General features: G+C 66.9%; 14 protein-coding genes. 8 read left to right on the top strand and 6 right to left on the bottom strand.

Annotation, left to right across the window (positions count from 1 at the left end):
* Positions 1-13: 13 nt before the first annotated feature.
* From rfbA to rfbC, 3 genes are read right to left on the bottom strand one after another with little or no spacing between them, the layout of a single operon-like run.
* Positions 14-886 (bottom strand): glucose-1-phosphate thymidylyltransferase RfbA, encoded by an 873-nt coding sequence (gene rfbA / locus FQU96_RS11600; protein ID WP_146541288.1) that lies wholly within the window; start codon positions 884-886, stop codon positions 14-16.
* Positions 887-911: 25 nt separating this feature from the next.
* Positions 912-1,799: a dTDP-4-dehydrorhamnose reductase gene (gene rfbD, locus FQU96_RS11595; RefSeq protein ID WP_146541286.1), complete on the bottom strand. Its 888-nt coding sequence runs from the start codon at positions 1,797-1,799 to the stop codon at positions 912-914.
* Between the two features lie 23 nt (positions 1,800-1,822).
* Positions 1,823-2,422: a dTDP-4-dehydrorhamnose 3,5-epimerase gene (rfbC, locus tag FQU96_RS11590; RefSeq protein ID WP_146541285.1), complete on the bottom strand. Its 600-nt coding sequence runs from the start codon at positions 2,420-2,422 to the stop codon at positions 1,823-1,825.
* Positions 2,423-2,631: 209 nt separating this feature from the next.
* Here rfbC and FQU96_RS11585 point away from each other — a divergent pair, with 209 nt between their 5' ends.
* The gene (locus tag FQU96_RS11585; RefSeq protein ID WP_146541283.1) at positions 2,632-3,798 is read left to right on the top strand and encodes a polysaccharide biosynthesis/export family protein; all 1,167 of its coding nucleotides are present in this window, start codon (positions 2,632-2,634) and stop codon (positions 3,796-3,798) included.
* Positions 3,799-3,950: 152 nt separating this feature from the next.
* Here the strand turns inward: FQU96_RS11585 and FQU96_RS11580 are convergent, their stop codons facing one another.
* From FQU96_RS11580 to FQU96_RS11570, 3 genes are read right to left on the bottom strand one after another with little or no spacing between them, the layout of a single operon-like run.
* On the bottom strand, positions 3,951-5,276 hold the full coding sequence (locus tag FQU96_RS11580) for a glycosyltransferase family 1 protein (RefSeq protein WP_146541281.1): 1,326 nt from the start codon (positions 5,274-5,276) through the stop codon (positions 3,951-3,953).
* Positions 5,277-5,334: 58 nt separating this feature from the next.
* A complete protein-coding gene (locus tag FQU96_RS11575) occupies positions 5,335-6,372 on the bottom strand; it encodes a phytanoyl-CoA dioxygenase family protein (RefSeq protein ID WP_146541279.1) in 1,038 nt (345 codons plus the stop codon).
* Positions 6,373-6,403: 31 nt separating this feature from the next.
* Complete coding sequence (locus FQU96_RS11570) at positions 6,404-7,753, bottom strand: cytochrome P450 (RefSeq protein WP_146541277.1); 1,350 nt, start codon at positions 7,751-7,753, stop codon at positions 6,404-6,406.
* A gap of 113 nt (positions 7,754-7,866) precedes the next feature.
* Between FQU96_RS11570 and hpaR the strand changes: the two genes are divergently transcribed.
* The 7 genes from hpaR (at position 7,867) to FQU96_RS11535 (ending at position 15,000) form a co-directional block, all read left to right on the top strand.
* Entirely contained in the window at positions 7,867-8,379 is a 513-nt protein-coding gene (hpaR, locus tag FQU96_RS11565) for a homoprotocatechuate degradation operon regulator HpaR (protein WP_146541275.1), read from the top strand.
* Positions 8,380-8,423: 44 nt separating this feature from the next.
* Positions 8,424-9,110, top strand: coding sequence for a Crp/Fnr family transcriptional regulator (locus FQU96_RS11560; protein WP_146541273.1), 687 nt, complete (start codon positions 8,424-8,426; stop codon positions 9,108-9,110).
* Positions 9,111-9,210: 100 nt separating this feature from the next.
* Complete coding sequence (gene hpaD / locus FQU96_RS11555; RefSeq protein WP_218574686.1) at positions 9,211-10,206, top strand: 3,4-dihydroxyphenylacetate 2,3-dioxygenase; 996 nt, start codon at positions 9,211-9,213, stop codon at positions 10,204-10,206.
* Positions 10,207-10,235: 29 nt separating this feature from the next.
* Complete coding sequence (locus tag FQU96_RS11550; RefSeq protein WP_146541269.1) at positions 10,236-11,444, top strand: ABC transporter substrate-binding protein; 1,209 nt, start codon at positions 10,236-10,238, stop codon at positions 11,442-11,444.
* Between the two features lie 36 nt (positions 11,445-11,480).
* Positions 11,481-12,506 carry a branched-chain amino acid ABC transporter permease gene (locus tag FQU96_RS11545; protein ID WP_146541267.1) on the top strand — a complete coding sequence of 342 codons (1,026 nt, stop codon included), beginning with the start codon at positions 11,481-11,483 and terminating at the stop codon, positions 12,504-12,506.
* Positions 12,506-14,254 carry an ATP-binding cassette domain-containing protein gene (locus FQU96_RS11540; protein WP_146541265.1) on the top strand — a complete coding sequence of 583 codons (1,749 nt, stop codon included), beginning with the start codon at positions 12,506-12,508 and terminating at the stop codon, positions 14,252-14,254. Before FQU96_RS11545 ends, FQU96_RS11540 begins: the two co-directional genes overlap by 1 nt.
* Positions 14,251-15,000 (top strand): ABC transporter ATP-binding protein, encoded by a 750-nt coding sequence (locus FQU96_RS11535; RefSeq protein ID WP_146541263.1) that lies wholly within the window; start codon positions 14,251-14,253, stop codon positions 14,998-15,000. The genes FQU96_RS11540 and FQU96_RS11535 overlap by 4 nt, the downstream gene beginning before the upstream one ends.
* The last annotated feature ends 17 nt before the right edge of the window (positions 15,001-15,017 follow it).

The following is a 15,017-nucleotide window of genomic DNA, read 5'->3' as shown; positions in this document are numbered from 1 at the left end:
TTGCCCGCCGCGCTCACGCCATGCCGTCGGCAACGCCGAGGAGATACTGTCCATAGCCGGACTTCCCGCAACCGTGCGCCAGCACGCGCAGCTGCTCAGCGCCGATCAGCCCACATCGGAACGCCACCTCCTCGATGCAGCCGATACGCATGCCTTGTCGGCGCTCGAACAGTTGCACGAATTGCGCTGCATCGAGCAACGAATCACAAGTCCCGGTGTCCAGCCAGGCGAAGCCGCGGCCCATCATCTCAACGTAGAGAGCCCCTGCCTCGATGTACGCCCGATTCACATCGGTGATTTCGATCTCGCCGCGTGGCGAGGGTTTCAGCGACGCTGCGATCTCGAGCACGCGGTTGTCATAGAAATACAGACCCGTCACGGCATAGTTCGACTTCGGCCGCGTCGGCTTCTCCTCGATGGAAAGCGCGCGCCCGTCCTGGCCCAGTTCGACCACGCCATAGCGCTCGGGGTCGGCTACCCGATAGGCGAACACCGTCGCGCCCGCGGGTCTGATTGCGGCTCCTCGCATCAGGTCGGTCAGACCTTCACCGTAGAAGAGGTTGTCACCGAGAATCAGCGCGACGCTTTCGTTGCCGACGAACGTGCGCCCAACAATAAAGGCGTCCGCCAATCCCCGTGGTTCGGCCTGCACCGCGTAAGAGAGCGACAGCCCAATCCGGGAGCCGTCCCCCAGCAACTCCCGGAACAGCGCCTGATCGCGTGGCGTAGTAATGATCAGGATCTCCGTGATCCCTGCCAGCATCAAGGTCGACAGCGGATAGTAGATCATCGGCTTGTCATAGACGGGCAACAGCTGCTTGGAGAGCACCGTCGTGATCGGGGCCAATCTTGTTCCCGAACCGCCGGCCAGAATGATGCCTTTCATACAGTGTGTCCTTCGCCGCCCCATCTCACCTGGTCGATGTCGACAACAGCGCCGCCACCACCTCGCGGGTTCGCTCGGCCCATGGCCTGGCTTTCATACCAAAAACCGTCTCGAAGCGCGTGCTGTCGAGACAAGAATTCGCCGGCCGCCGTGCCCTGGTCGGATAGTCGGCCGTGGTGATCGCACGCACCTCTGGCTGCCGGCCTGTGACGGCCGCCTGGGCGGATACGATCTCGCTGGCGAAATCATGCCACGTCGCAGCACCCGAGCCGGCGAAATGGTACGTACCCCAAACACCGTTGGATCGCCCATCAGCGCGCACCGCCGCTATCAGGATCGCGTCAGCCAGATCCGCGGTCGCGGTCGGGTTGCCGCGCTGGTCTGCCACCACGCCCCAGCTCTCCTTGGTGCGCGCCAGATTGAGCATGGTCTTCAGGAAATTGTTGCCGTGAACGCCGTAGACCCAGGCTGTGCGCAGGATGACATGGCGCTCCAGCCGCTCCCGGATCGCGCGCTCGCCCGCTTCTTTCGACGTCCCGTAAACGCCCAGCGGCGCGACGGGGTCCGTCTCGATGTAAGGCGTCGGCTTGCTGCCGTCGAAGACGTAGTCGGTCGAGACATGAATCAACGGCAAGCCACGGGTGGCGCAGACCTCGGCCAGCAACGCTGGCCCGTCGCGGTTCTCCCGGTAAGCCTGCTCGGACTCATCCTCCGCCTTGTCGACCTTGGTGTACGCCGCCGCGTTGATCACCACGCTGGGCCGAGCCTCTTCCACAGCCGACACGACGGCCGCCCGATCGGCAATGTCGGCATCCGCCCGGGACAACAGCACGGCCGCCAGATTGCGGCTGGCGACAGCGCCACCGATTTCATGGCCTAGCTGGCCGCTGGCGCCAAACACTAGAAGAGTCATTGCTCCCGAACCCCTACCGGCCGTCAGGCCAGTGCCGCTGCCTTCGCGTCAGCGACCTTCTGCCACCGAAATGGGCTCTTAAATATGGCCAGTCGCGGCAGGGCGGCGTCTTTGGCCGACAACACCGCGTCCGCCACGTTGAATGGCCATTCGATCTTGAGCGCCGGATCGTTCCACTGGATGCCGCCATCGCATGCGGGCGCATAAGGCGCATCCACCCGGTAGGACACGATTGTATCTGGCGCCAGGGTGACAAAGCCGTGCGCGAACCCTGCCGGGATATAGAACTGCTCCGGCCTGTCGGCCGTCAGTGTCAGGCCGCACCACTCGCCGAACGTCGGTGAGCCCAGCCGCACATCCACCGCCACGTCGAATATTGATCCCTGCAACACCCTGACGAGCTTGGCTTGAGCATAAGGCGGCGTCTGGAAATGGAGCCCGCGCACGGTGCCCGGCTTTGCCGAGAGCGACTGGTTATCCTGCACGAAGGTCGCCTTGATACCCAGCTGCTCGAAAGCGTCCTGCGACCATGTCTCCATGAAGTAACCGCGCGGATCCTCGAAGCGCTTCGTGCGGATCAGCAGAAGATCTTCGATTTTCAGTCGCTCTACTGCAAAATTCATGGATCAATGCCTCTTGCCATACTGCCCTCGGCGCTCGACGCAGCGAGAGATGCACCACCCGGCCCCGTCAGTGTCAAGAGGCGACCGACCGCATGCCCCTGAGGATTTGTCCCAGCTTTTTACTGCCGGCGGTGCAGCCCCCTTCCTTGTCAATCCCCCTGTCGCCTCAGTACATTGCGCCGCCCTTGGGGAACAAAAACGAGTTCAAGATGCAGCGCGTAGCGACGGTTCTGGCCGCGGCCGGCCTTTCTCTCAGCCTGGCGGCCTGCGGCACCCTGCCGACCCAAGGTCCCCTGGCATCCGATGTCGTCTCGCAGGTCTCACGCGACGAGCTGTCCCGCTTCCTGATCGTCGACGTCGATGAACGCATCGCCCAGCTGGTGCAACAGCGCCGCGGCGACAGCTTCCGCGGCCGCTTCGGCGATGGTCGCCCGGCCCCCCTGCAGCGCGTCGGCGTCGGCGACGGTATTGCCGTCACCATCTGGGAAGCCGCCGCCGGCGGCCTCTTCTCCTCGCCCATCGTGGACCGCGCCAGCACCGGCTCGCGTTCGGTCAACATCCCTGACCAGACGGTGGCACAGGACGGCTCCATCACCGTCCCCTATGCCGGCCGCGTGCGCGTGCTGGGGCTTACGCCGCCGCAGATCGAGGAGCAGATCGTCGCCCAGCTCACCGGAAAGGCCATCGAGCCTCAAGCGCTGGTCACCATTTCGCGCAACATCAGCAACACCGCCACCGTCACCGGCGAGGTCACCCAAGGCGCCCGCATCCCGCTCACGGTCCGCGGCGACCGGCTGCTCGACGTGCTCTCCTCGGCCGGCGGCATTCGCGCGCCCGTGCACGAAACGTTCATCACCTTGCTGCGCGGTGGCCGTACGGTCACCGTGCCCATGCAGGCCATTCTGAACAACCCGTCAGAAAACATCTTCGTGCTGCCCGGCGATGTCATCACCGCGGTCCGCCAGCCGCAGACCTTCACGGCCTTCGGCGCCGCCCCGCGCAATGCCCAGATTCCCTTCGAGCAGATCGAGCTATCGATGGAGGAAGCCATTGCCAAGGCCGGTGGCCTGCTCGACCTCCAGGCCGACCCGGACGGCGTCTTCCTGTTCCGCTTTGAACCGGTGGCGTTGGCTCGGCAGATCGACCCTGCTCGCGTGGTGCAGCCGGGCACCCAGGTCGTTCCCGTGGTCTACAAGATGAGCATGCGCGACGCCCGCTCCTACTTTTACGCCCGGCAATTCCCTATGCAGAACAAGGACATCCTCTACGTCTCTGCGGCGCCGTTGAACGAGGTCCAGAAGATCCTGACCATGATCGGCACCGTCACCGGCGTCGTGAGCAGCGGTGCCGTTGTGCGCAGCACGATCCGGAACTGATGCGCGAGGGGCTCGACGTTCTTCTTGCTCTCAAATAGAGAATTTTATATAAAGGGTGACCGAGGTGCTCTTGCGCCTTGGTCCGCCCGCAGTTCCCGCAATTTCCGCAACGGTACTTTGAACGAGACTCGACGTATCGATCTCGATTTCCGCTATTCCGCAATTTCCGCAACGATGTCCTCGACCCGCGCCATGTGGTCGCTCCAGGCGAGCGGGCGATAGCGATGCAGCGCGGCTGCCCGCTGCCGGCGACGCTCCGAATCCGGTCGGGCATAGGCCTCCAGCGCGGCCACCCAACCCGGCCCGTCCAGTGGGTTGATGTACGCCGCGAAGTCGCCGCCCACCTCGCGGTGGGCGTCGATGGCGGAGGCGATCACGGGTACCCCCAGCGCCAGGGCCTCGGCCACGGGCAGGCCGAAGCCCTCGACCAGCGACGGCGCCAGCAGCGCCTGGGCGCCCCGCAGCAGGGCGATCATGCCGGCGTCGCTGAGGCTGGCCACCTCGATCACCGTGGGCGCCAGTCCCGGGCTGCGCTCCAGCAGGTCGATGACGTTCTCGTTCTCCCAGCCGCGCCGGCCCACGACCACCAGCCGCGCCTGGCGGGTCTGCCCACCGCCGGTCCAGCGGTTCCACGCCTGCAGCAGGAACGCCAGGTTCTTGCGCGGCTCGATGGTGCCGATCACCACGAAATACGGCACCGCGGCTTCAATCGGCGGAGTCGGCGGCGGCGCCAGGAAGATGTCGGCTAGGCCCAGGGGCACCACCTCGCAAGGCGGCGCCGGAACGTCCAGGTCATCCAGGTGCGCCATCAGCGCCGCGCGGGTGAAGGCCGAATTGGCCACGATCACGTCGGCGTGGCGCGCCATCGTCGCCACCCGCTGTGCGTGGCGCGGCGCCTCGCGCGGCCGGCAGTATTCTTCATGCGTGATGGGAATAATATCGTGAAGAAAGAACAGGCTGCGGACCGCCGGCTGCGATAGCCAGGCGAACCGCTGCGGCCGGTGAAGGCGGAATTGGGAGGTGTGAAAGTACCAGGCCGCGCCCTGCCCCGGCGCCGCCCGGCGGCGCAGCCAGCCACCCCCGGCAGCCGACCGCAGGCAGATCTCGGCCGTGCGCAGCAGGCGCGCGGCGTCCGCCTTGTCGTCAGGGCCTCCGATGCGCTGGGCCTGGCGGTGGCCGTCGAGCGTCAGGGGCTGGCCCAACACGTCGCGCAGGGCCGCGAACGCGGCATCGCCACGCAGATCGCGGCCGTCGGTCGACCAGCGCGCGGCCATGGCCTCGATCAGCGGCCGCACATAAGCCTCGTCCAGGGTGCCGGTCAGATGCGGCCACGTGACGACAAAGCGCACCGCCTCGCGCTCGCCGGCGGCCCGCGCCAGCACGTGCTGGACATAGGCCATCTCGACCCGATCGATGCCGGTCGGCGTGCGCAGATGCATGTTTTCGATCAAGCGCGAGATATCGACCAGCCGTACCACGCCCACACTGCTCCCTGGCGACCCTGTGGCCGCTCTAGCACACGGCAAGGGCCAAGGGCTAAATTTGCGGCGGCGCGTCGAGCCGGATGCGGCCGACCGACCGCCACGGCATGCGGGCGATACCCAGCTTGTCCAGCACCACCAGCGCCGAGCCTAGCCGGCTCTTGATGCCCGGCAGCGACAGCGGATCCAGCCCCGTCCACGGCGCGAACGGGTTGCGGCGCAGGGAGCCATAGATCTCGATGCGGCGCGTCGGCGTCGGGCTCGGCGTGCGGCCGTGGAAGCCGAAGGTGTCGGCCACGATCAGCGTGTTGGCACGCACGGCGATCGATTTCGGCGCCGGCAGGCCCAGCCGCTGCCGGTCCTCGGCCGAGATCCGGAAAGAACCCTCGGCATGATCGCGCGACGGGTGGGTGCGCGCCGACAGGCTCTGCTCGCGCTCCCAGGCCAGCCGTTGCGGCGTCAGGGCATGAGATCCCGGCACATAGAGGAACGGCCCTTCCTCGGGCCCCACGTCATGCAGGAAAAACCACGCCTTGGCCGTCGAATGGAACGTGTCGGCATGCACCACGCATTGCGGATCGTCGGCGCTGCCGTGGGCGTTGGCGATGATGCACTGGATGGAAAACGCCGGCTCCCCGCCGCGCGAAGCGATGTAGCGCAGCAGCGACAGCACCTTCCTGCTGCGCAGTAAGCCCGCCAGCACCGGCTTGTCGCGGCGCAAGGGGCCGCTGTCCAGCAGGATGCGCCGGGTCACGGTGCTGCCCTGGCGCATTTCGTGGGCATCCCAGGGCGTATCCAGCGTTTCGGCGCGCAGGCGTGCGAAATCCGCCGCCGGCAGGAAATCGGGCAGCACGACAAAGCCGTCGCGCGCGAACGCCGCCTGCTGATCGGCCGGCACATGGCGTCCCAGCCAGCGCCGGCGCCAGCCGGCCAGGACGGCTGCCACGCGGATGCGGCTCACATGCAGGCCCCAGCGGTTGAGCCGGGCGCTGCCGATCACCGGGTTGCCGACAAACGATTTCGCCCCGGTGGGCACCGCGGCGACCCACAGCGGCGCCTTGAGGATCGAAACCAGGACCGCGCCTACGCGCATGCAGAGTGTCCAAATGTTGGCGGTTCGGCCATCAATCTACCACGGGTTCGAGTGCCACATAGATTTCGCGATCAGGCCGTGTCGTGAGATTGCCCAGCGGGGTGGCGCGCGGACCAGCTACCGGTCGCAACTGGAATTGGCGCACAATGCCCGTCACCAGCGCCTGCATCTCGGCCATGGCGAACCGGCTGCCCGGACAGGCCCGCGGCCCCGACCCGAACGGCAGGAAGCGGTTGCTGGTGTCGGCGCCGGCCAGCGTGCGAAAGCGGTCGGCCTTGAAGGCCAAAGGCTCGTCCCACAGCTTGGCGTGGCGCTGGATGATCCAGGGCGACACCAGCATGAGCGCACCGGGCCTGATGGGCTCGTTCTGAAGCGTATCGGCCGTGGTCGCATCACGCGGATAGATCGGGATCGGCGGGTAGAGCCGCAGCACCTCGTTGATCAGCGAGCGCAGCAGCGAGGTATCGGCACCGGCCCCCACCCGCGTCGCGGGCTGGTTCGCCGGCTGGACTTCCTGGCGCAGCCGGGCCTGCACATCGGCATCGTCGGCCAGTTCGCGCATCAGCCAGGATAGGGCCGACGCGCTGGTTTCATGGCCGGCCAGCAGCATGACCGCCACCTCGTCCAGCAGCCGTTCGTCCGACAGGACCTCCTCGCCTGCACGCTCGCGTTCGGCCACCGCCCGCGCGAACGGGCTCGAGGCGATCGGTTCAGCACCACTGCGCAGGGCGTCGACAAAGCGCGTCTGAATCAAGGCCCGCATCCGCACCGATACACGCCGCTGCTGTCTTTGCCGGATCGGCGCCACCACGCGCGTGCCGGCCCAGGGGAAGAGCCGCAACGGGCTTGCGAGGAGCTGATACCGGAAGAACAGGCGCGTGAAGTCGGCGCTTTCGGCCTCCGTGAAACGGGTACGGAAGAGGCATTCGGACACGATATCGACGGTCAATCGCGACATCTCTGCCGATACCGGCAGGCGCGGCAGCGTGCCCTCCTGGCGCCAGCGCAGCTGGTAGGCGTCCAACAGCTGGGCGCTGACCGCCGCCACCGCCTGGTCATCGACCTGGGCGATGGCGCGCACGAACATGCGGCGGATGGTGGCGACATCAGGCTCTTCCGATGCAAACAGGCCACGCCCGATCAGCGGCGCCAACAGCGGCTTCATGATCCGGCTTTTGGGATACTGCGCCGCACCGCGCACCAGGACCCGCTGCACGACGTCGCGCGAACTGCCGATCACCAGTTGCAGCGCCGGCAGGTCATAGCTGAACAGCTCACGCCGGAAATGCATCGGCAGCAGCAGGCGCAAGGGCCCGCGCGCGAACCGCACCACCAGCCAGACCGCACACGTCAGGATGAACTTGTTACGCAACAACCCCATCGACCTTCCTGTCGCCGGCGAAACCGGGCGGCGTCTGATAGCATGGTCACACACGCCGAGCCGGCAGAATTTGCCCTCTTTGCCGGACCGTGTCCGTGGTATCGCCTGCCGCCATGGATCCGACCGACATCCCACCCGACGAAGGCCATGCCCAACCCCATCTGCGCAGCTTTTCGCGCTCGCTGCCAATGCGGCTGCTGATCGCACGGGAAGCCGTCATGGCCCGCTTCCGCCCGTTGATGCGTTCGCATGGAGTCACTGAGCAGCAGTGGCGCATCCTGCGGGCCATCGCCGAGCGCGGCGAACTGGACATGCAGGGCCTGGCCCAGGAAACGTTCCTCCTGCTGCCAAGCCTGTCACGAACGGTCCCGCTCCTGGAGCGCCAAGGTTACCTGGAGCGGCACGCCGCCAAGCAGGACCAGCGCCGTACGATCGTGCGCCTCACGGCACGCGGGCGGCGTCTGTTGGCCGCGGTCGGGCCCCACTCCGAGCAGCAGTACGCCGAAATCGCACAGTTCATCGGCCCGGACGCGCTCGAGCAGCTCTACGACCTCCTCGACCGGCTGGCGAAACTGCCGAAACCCACCGGGAACGGTGCCGACGCCAACGACGACGATCCCTCCTGAGCGCTCTCGCCGACGCCAATAACCCGCTCTATAGTAAGGAAAAGATGCAGCGCCTTCTGAAGGGAGCAGCAATGGCGCGGCGCGCGGCGCGCGGTCAGATGAGCAAGACGCTGTGGGTACCGTCCGACCTCATCCAGCGGTGCCTCGCCGATACGCGCGTCGGCCATCAGATGCGCGTCGCCCCGGGCGGTACGCTCTACCGCCAGGGCGAGGTCGGTCACGACTTCTTCCTCATCCTCAGCGGCCAGGTCAGGATCTCGGCGCTCGGCGACGATGGCGAAGAAGTGCTGTTCGATGTCGTCGACGTCGGCGGCCTGTGCGGCGAGGGCGCGGCGATCGATGGTCTGCCGCGTTTCTCGACGGCAACGGCGACAACCGATGTCACGGTGTTGCGCATCGATGCGCGCCGGCTGCGCACCATCTTCACCGCCGATCCCGACCTGATGTTGGCCTTCTTCCGCGTCACGGCCTTGAAGCAGCGGATGCTGGCGTTCCGCCTGTCGCAGATCGGCCGCAGCTCGGCCGAGAAGCGTATCGTCGATCTGCTGCGCTATATCCTGCGCTCGATGCCGGACGAAGAGCGCGACGGCAGCCTCAGCCTCACGCACGAGCAGATCGCCACGCTCATCGGCGCCAGCCGGGTGACCGTGACACGTGCGCTCAACAAGCTGCGCGCCGCGCGCGTCGTCGCGACGAGCGCCGGACGGGTTCGGCTGATCGCCTCGGAGTGAAGCCCGGCTGTTCGTAACGTCCCTGTATCATTCGATACAGAGCCTGGTGCACCGCCAGTGTTAACCGCTGTGCACCATGCAGTGTGGTGCGGAGAGTGACGTGGCGGCGACCAAGGCGAACATCGTCCGGCTGGGACATATCGAGTTCCGCGTCACCGACCTGGAGCGGGCGCGCGACTTCTATGTCGATCTGCTGGGACTGCACGAGACCGAGCGCGATGCCGACCGTATCTATCTCCGCGCGATCGAGGATCGTGAGCACCATTGCATCGCGCTGCGCAAGGCACCCAGCGCCGGCGTCGGCGCGCTGGCTTTCAAAGTGGCGTCGCCGGACGACCTCGACATCCTTGAGCGCCGCTTCGGTGCGCTCGACCTGCCGATGAAGTGGCTGCAGCGCGGCGAACGGCTGGGACTTGGCCCGACCCTGCGCATCCGCGATCCTCTGGGCTTTCCGATCGAGTTCTATGCCGAGATGGCGCCGGTCGAGTGGCTGCTGCAGAAGTCGCACCTGCACCGCGGCGCCGCGCCCACGCGTCTGGACCACGTGAACGTTCTCACGCCCGACGCCCAGAAGGGCTACGCCTGGTACACTGAAGAGCTCGGCTTCAAGTGCGCCGAATACACCGAGGGTGATCCGCCGGAGAACCGGATCTGGGCGAGTTGGCTGTACCGCAAGTCGACCGTGCACGATATCGCGGTGATGACAGGCCCCGGCCCGGCGGCGCATCACGCCGGCCTGGCGCTGGGTGAGCCGATGAACGTCATCCGCGCCTGCGACATGCTCGCGTCGGCCGGCTACGCCGACTCCATCGAACGAGGCCCGGCGCGCCATGGCATCTCGAATGCCTTTTTCGTCTACGTGCGTGATCCCGACGGCAACCGCGTCGAGCTCTACACCGGCGACTACCTGACGTCGGATCCGGAGATGAAGCCGATCCGCTGGCACCTCAACGACAAGCGGCGGCAGACGCTGTGGGGTGCGCCGCCACCGCGCCGCTGGTTCGAGGAGTACATGGGGGTCGAGGGCATGGACGGCACCGACCTCCTGCCTGTCAGCGCGCCGCTTCTGCAAGCCATTCCGGACTACATCGACTGACCAAAGAACATCGAAGGGGAAGCACAACGATGAGCGTGAACATGAATGGCCGTCAGGGCGGCCTGTTGGCTCTGGGATTGGCCGCATCGCTGGCGATGGCATGCGGCCCGGCACAGGCGCAGACCGCCAAGCCCGAACTGCGGATCGGCGCGGTGTTCACCCTGACCGGACCCGCGGCACCGATCGGCATCCCGGCCAAGAACGGCATTCAGCTGCTGGAAGAGCAGCTCGCCAAGCGCACGGACCTTCCGTTCACGCCCCGCTTCATCATCTACGACGATGCGTCCGATCCGACCAAGGCCGTGAACAACACGCGCAAGCTGGTGACCGAGGATCAGGTCCATCTCGTGATCTGCTGCTCGACGACACCGGCGTCGATGGCCATCCTCGAGACCATCAATTCGGGTGCCGTGCCCAACATCTCGGTCGCCTCGGCGGCCAGCGTGATCGAACCGGCGGCCGAGCGAAAGTGGACGTTCAAGACGCCCAGCACCGACAAGCTGCAGGTGACGCGCGTGGTCGACGACATGGTGGCGCGCGGTGTCAAGAAGATCGCTTTCTTCGGCCAGGAGGATTCCTACGGCGAAGGCGGCTGGATGGCACTGCAACGGGTCGCCCAGGAGAAAGGCCTCACCATCGTGACGGCCGAGCGCTTCGCGCGCACCGACACGAACTTCACGCCCCAGGCGCTGAAGATCAAGCAGGCCAACCCGGACGCCGTCTACTTCCACGCCATCCCGCCGTCGTCGGCCCTGGCGCAGCAGGCGATCCGCCGCGTCGGCTACACGGGTCCGACCTATCACGGCGGCGGTTCGGCCATCGTCGCGTTCATCGACGTTGCCAAGGACGCGGCCGAAGGCACGATCATCAGCGCCGGCCCCCTCCTGGTCTATCGGGAGCTTCCTGACGCCTACGGCGCCAAGGCCGAGATCATGCGCTTCACCCAGCTCTATGGCGCGAAGTTCGGCGCCGACAAGATCGACATCTTCCCCGGCCAGTCGTGGGATGCCGGGCGGATCGCGGTCGATGCCGCCGAGCGCGCGGTCAAGGGCGGCGCCGATCTCACCAAGGTCGAGGACACCCGCAAGCGGCTGCGCGATGCCGTCGAGGCGACCAGGGACTTCCCCGGCGTCGATGGCGTCTTCAACTACTCGCCGACCGACCATCTCGGACTGGACCTGCGCAGCACGTTCCTCACCGTCGTGAAGAACGGCAAGTTCACCCTCCTGCAACGCTAACAACGGGCGAGCGGGCCCGCAGCCCGCTCATCCCCCATGTTCGACACAGCTCTCTTCCTCCTCGCCGATGGCCTGACCAACGGCGCCGTCTACGCCCAGGTCGCGCTCAGCCTCGTGCTCGTCTATTCGGTGACGCGCGTGGTCAACATCGCGCAGGGCGAGTACGTGATGCTGGGTGCCCTCACCTACGCCGACCTGCTCGATGGCCGCATGCCGGCCACCATGGCGATCGTCGTCACCGGGCTGGCACTGTGGGGCGTCACGTCCGCCTGGACCGCGCGCCATAATCGCCGCGCCATGATGCGCGTGTTGGGCGGCGCGGCATTGGCCTGTCTTGTCCTGGCCGGCATCTCGGCCGGCGTTCTCGCCGCGCCACGATCTGCTTTCCTGGCGATGCCGGCTGCGATCCTGCTGGTCGCCAGCCTCGGCCCCATCGTCTATCGCGTCACGGTACAACCCAATCCCAATGCCAGCACCGTCGTGCTCGTCATCATCTCGGTCGGCGTCGACATGGTGCTGCAGGGTGTCGGCCTGCTGTTCTGGGGTTCCAGCACCTATTCGGTGGCGCCGCTGGCGAACGGCGGCATCAGCGTCGGCCCGCTGTTCCTGGCCTGGCAAAGCATCGCGATCATCGCGATCGCCATCGTCATCATGGCGGCGCTCTACGCGTTCTTCGAGTTCACGCTCTACGGCAAGGCCCTGCAGGCGACCGCGATCAACCGGCTGGGCGCCCAGTTCTGCGGCATCCCGGTTGCCCGCGCCGGGGCGCTTGCCTTCTTTCTCGGCGCCGCCTTCAGCGCCACCAGCGGCATGCTGCTGGCCCCGCTGGTGACGGCCCACTACGACATGGGCTTCGTCATCGGCCTCAAGGGTTTCGTCGGCAGCGCCATGGGCGGCCTGATCGACTACCCGCTGGCGCTCGCCGGCGTGTTCGCCGTGGGCGTTCTGGAATCGACGTCGGCCTATGCCTGGAGCGCCTATCGTGAAGTTCTGGTCTTCGCCTTGCTGATCCCGATCCTCCTGTGGCGCAGCCATCGCCTCAAGCCCGGCCAGGAGGCGTGATGTCGCGTCATATCTGGGCGCTGCTTGTCGGCGCGCTGCTGCTTGTCGCGCCCTGGGTACTGCCACCTTTCTATGTCGGCCTGCTGACCTTCACGGGCCTGTCGGCCATGGTCGTCGCAGGCCTGGTCCTGCTGCTGCAGGCCGGCCAGGTCTCCCTGGGTCATGGCGCCTTCATGGGCCTGGGCGCCTATGTGTCGGCGGTGCTGTGCCTGCGCTACGACGTCAGCCCTTGGCTCGCGATGCCGGCGGGCGTCCTGCTCACCGCGCTGGCTGCGGCGGTCATCGGCCGAGTCACGCTACGGTTGCGCGGTCACTACCTGCCGCTGGCGACGCTGGCCTGGGGCATCGGTCTGTTCGGCGTGTTCCTGGCCTGGGGTGAGCTGACGGGCGGTGCCTCCGGTCTCGACAAGATCCCGGCGATCAGCCTGTTCGGTTTCGAGCTACGCGACGAGCGCCTTTATGCTTGCATTGTGTGGGCCGTGGCGCTGAGTATCGTCGTGGCCTTCCGCCGGCTGCAGGTATCGCGGATCGGTCGTGCGGTCGCCGCCGTGCGCACACACGAGACCATGGCGACCAGCTTCGGGATCGACGTCGCCGCCCTGAAGAGCCGCGTCTTCATCCTGTCCGCGATCGTGGCGGCGATCGCGGGTGTGCTCTACGTCCATCACATCCGTTTCATCAGTCCGACTCCGTTCAATCTTGGCGCGTCGTTCAAGTTCCTGATCATGGCGGTGCTGGGCGGCCCGGCGCACAGCGCCGGCGCCATCGTCGGCGCCTTTGTGATCCAGGGCATCGAATGGGGCGCGCAGGACCTGTTCGCCAACAGACTCGGCGTCTCCGGCAACTACGAAATCATCGTCTTCGGCGCCATCCTCGTCCTGGTCCTGGTGCGCTGGCCCGGCGGCCTGTGGCCGGCGCACCTGTTGCCCACAGTACTGCCGCCGACCACCGGCGGAACGCCCCTGCCCCAGCGCGGGCACGATGCCGATGCCGGCGGCGTTCTGCTCGAGGTCGAGGACGTCGCTGTCAGCTTCGGCGGCCTGCAGGCGCTGCGTGGTGTCAGCTTCACGCTGGGCGCCGGCGAGATGGTCGGCTTGATCGGACCCAACGGGGCCGGCAAGACGACCGTGTTCAACGTCATCACCGGACTGCAGCGTCCGACCGCCGGCGCCGTGCGCTTTCGCGGCAGGCCGCTGGCCCGGCACACCGATCGCATTGTGGGCGACGGCCTGGCACGCACCTTCCAGCACGTGCAGCTGGTGCCTACCCTCAGCGTCCTGGAAAACGTTGCGATCGGCGCACACGCCCGCACGCGATGTGGCATCGCCAGCGGCCTGTTCGGTGGCAACGGCGCCGAGGAGCGCGCGATTTTCACGGCAGCCCACGAGGCCATCCAGCGCGTCGGTCTCGCCGACGTGGCGTACGCCGCCGCCGGCAGCCTGCCGCTGGGCCGGCAGCGGATCGTCGAGATCGCCCGCGCGCTGTTGGCCGACCCGGTCGTGCTGTTGCTGGACGAACCGGCGGCTGGCCTGCGCTTTTCAGAGAAGCTGGAGTTGGTAAAGCTGCTGCGCCGCCTGCGCCGCGAAGGCATGACGATCCTGCTCGTCGAGCACGACATGGAGCTGGTGATGTCGGTCGTCGACCGGCTGGTCGTCTTCAACCGCGGCGAGGTGATCGCCCGTGGCACGCCGGCAGACGTGCAACGCGACCCACTGGTCATCGATGCCTATCTCGGCGGTGTCGCATGACCACGTTGCTGTCGTTCAACGCCGTGACCGTTGCCTATGGCGAGGCGGTAGCGCTCTCGGGTGCCAGCCTGACCGTCGACGGGGGCGAGTTCGTCACCGTGATCGGGCCGAACGGTGCCGGCAAGACGACGCTTCTGAACGCCGCGATGGGTGTGCTGCCCGCGCGCGAAGGCACGATCACCTTCGACGGCCAGGCCCTGCGCCACGAGCCGCCGGAACGCCGGGTCGCCATGGGCATGGTCATCGTCCCCGAGCGGCGTGAGCTTTTCGGCCGGTTGAGTGTCGAGGACAATCTGCGGTTGGGTGCCTTCACGCCGCGCGCGCGCAGTGGCAACAGCGGTGGCCTTGATCGTGTCTACGATCTCTTCCCGGTGCTGGCCGAACGGCGCCGGCAGGCCGCCGGCACGCTGTCGGGTGGCGAGCAACAGATGGTGGCGCTGGGCCGCGCCCTGATGGCGCAGCCGCGCATCCTCATGCTCGACGAGCCCTCGATCGGGCTCGCACCACGGATCGTTCAGCAGATCCTGGCCGCGATCGCCACGCTCAAGGCGAGTGGCCTCACCGCAATCCTGGTCGAACAGAACGCGCATCTGGCGCTCGGCATCGCCGATCGCGCCTACGTGCTGGAGGCGGGTGAGATCGTCCTCTCCGGCACCGCATCGGCGCTGCGGGACGACCCGCGCGTCACCGAAGTCTACCTCGGCGGCGGCAACCGCTATGCCGAGACAGACCCATCCGACGATTGACCCTGAAGGAGAAAGCC

Origin of the sequence: Reyranella sp. CPCC 100927, assembly GCF_007859315.1 — a bacterium.
GTDB lineage: Bacteria > Pseudomonadota > Alphaproteobacteria > Reyranellales > Reyranellaceae > Vineibacter.
The sequence above is the reverse complement of the archived record's forward strand: the minus strand, read 5'-3'. Positions and strand labels throughout refer to the sequence as shown.

Bases quoted from the DNA above. Each gene is read 5' to 3' on its own strand.
- rfbA (WP_146541288.1), bottom strand. From the start codon at position 886: ATGAAAGGCATCATTCTGGCCGGCGGTTCGGGAACAAGATTGGCCCCG.
- rfbD (WP_146541286.1), bottom strand. From the start codon at position 1,799: ATGACTCTTCTAGTGTTTGGCGCCAGCGGCCAGCTAGGCCATGAAATC.
- rfbC (WP_146541285.1), bottom strand. From the start codon at position 2,422: ATGAATTTTGCAGTAGAGCGACTGAAAATCGAAGATCTTCTGCTGATC.
- FQU96_RS11585 (WP_146541283.1), top strand. From the start codon at position 2,632: ATGCAGCGCGTAGCGACGGTTCTGGCCGCGGCCGGCCTTTCTCTCAGC.
- FQU96_RS11575 (WP_146541279.1), bottom strand. From the start codon at position 6,372: ATGCGCGTAGGCGCGGTCCTGGTTTCGATCCTCAAGGCGCCGCTGTGG.
- FQU96_RS11570 (WP_146541277.1), bottom strand. From the start codon at position 7,753: ATGGGGTTGTTGCGTAACAAGTTCATCCTGACGTGTGCGGTCTGGCTG.
- hpaR (WP_146541275.1), top strand. From the start codon at position 7,867: ATGGATCCGACCGACATCCCACCCGACGAAGGCCATGCCCAACCCCAT.
- FQU96_RS11560 (WP_146541273.1), top strand. From the start codon at position 8,424: ATGCAGCGCCTTCTGAAGGGAGCAGCAATGGCGCGGCGCGCGGCGCGC.
- FQU96_RS11550 (WP_146541269.1), top strand. From the start codon at position 10,236: ATGAGCGTGAACATGAATGGCCGTCAGGGCGGCCTGTTGGCTCTGGGA.
- FQU96_RS11545 (WP_146541267.1), top strand. From the start codon at position 11,481: ATGTTCGACACAGCTCTCTTCCTCCTCGCCGATGGCCTGACCAACGGC.
- FQU96_RS11540 (WP_146541265.1), top strand. From the start codon at position 12,506: ATGTCGCGTCATATCTGGGCGCTGCTTGTCGGCGCGCTGCTGCTTGTC.
- FQU96_RS11535 (WP_146541263.1), top strand. From the start codon at position 14,251: ATGACCACGTTGCTGTCGTTCAACGCCGTGACCGTTGCCTATGGCGAG.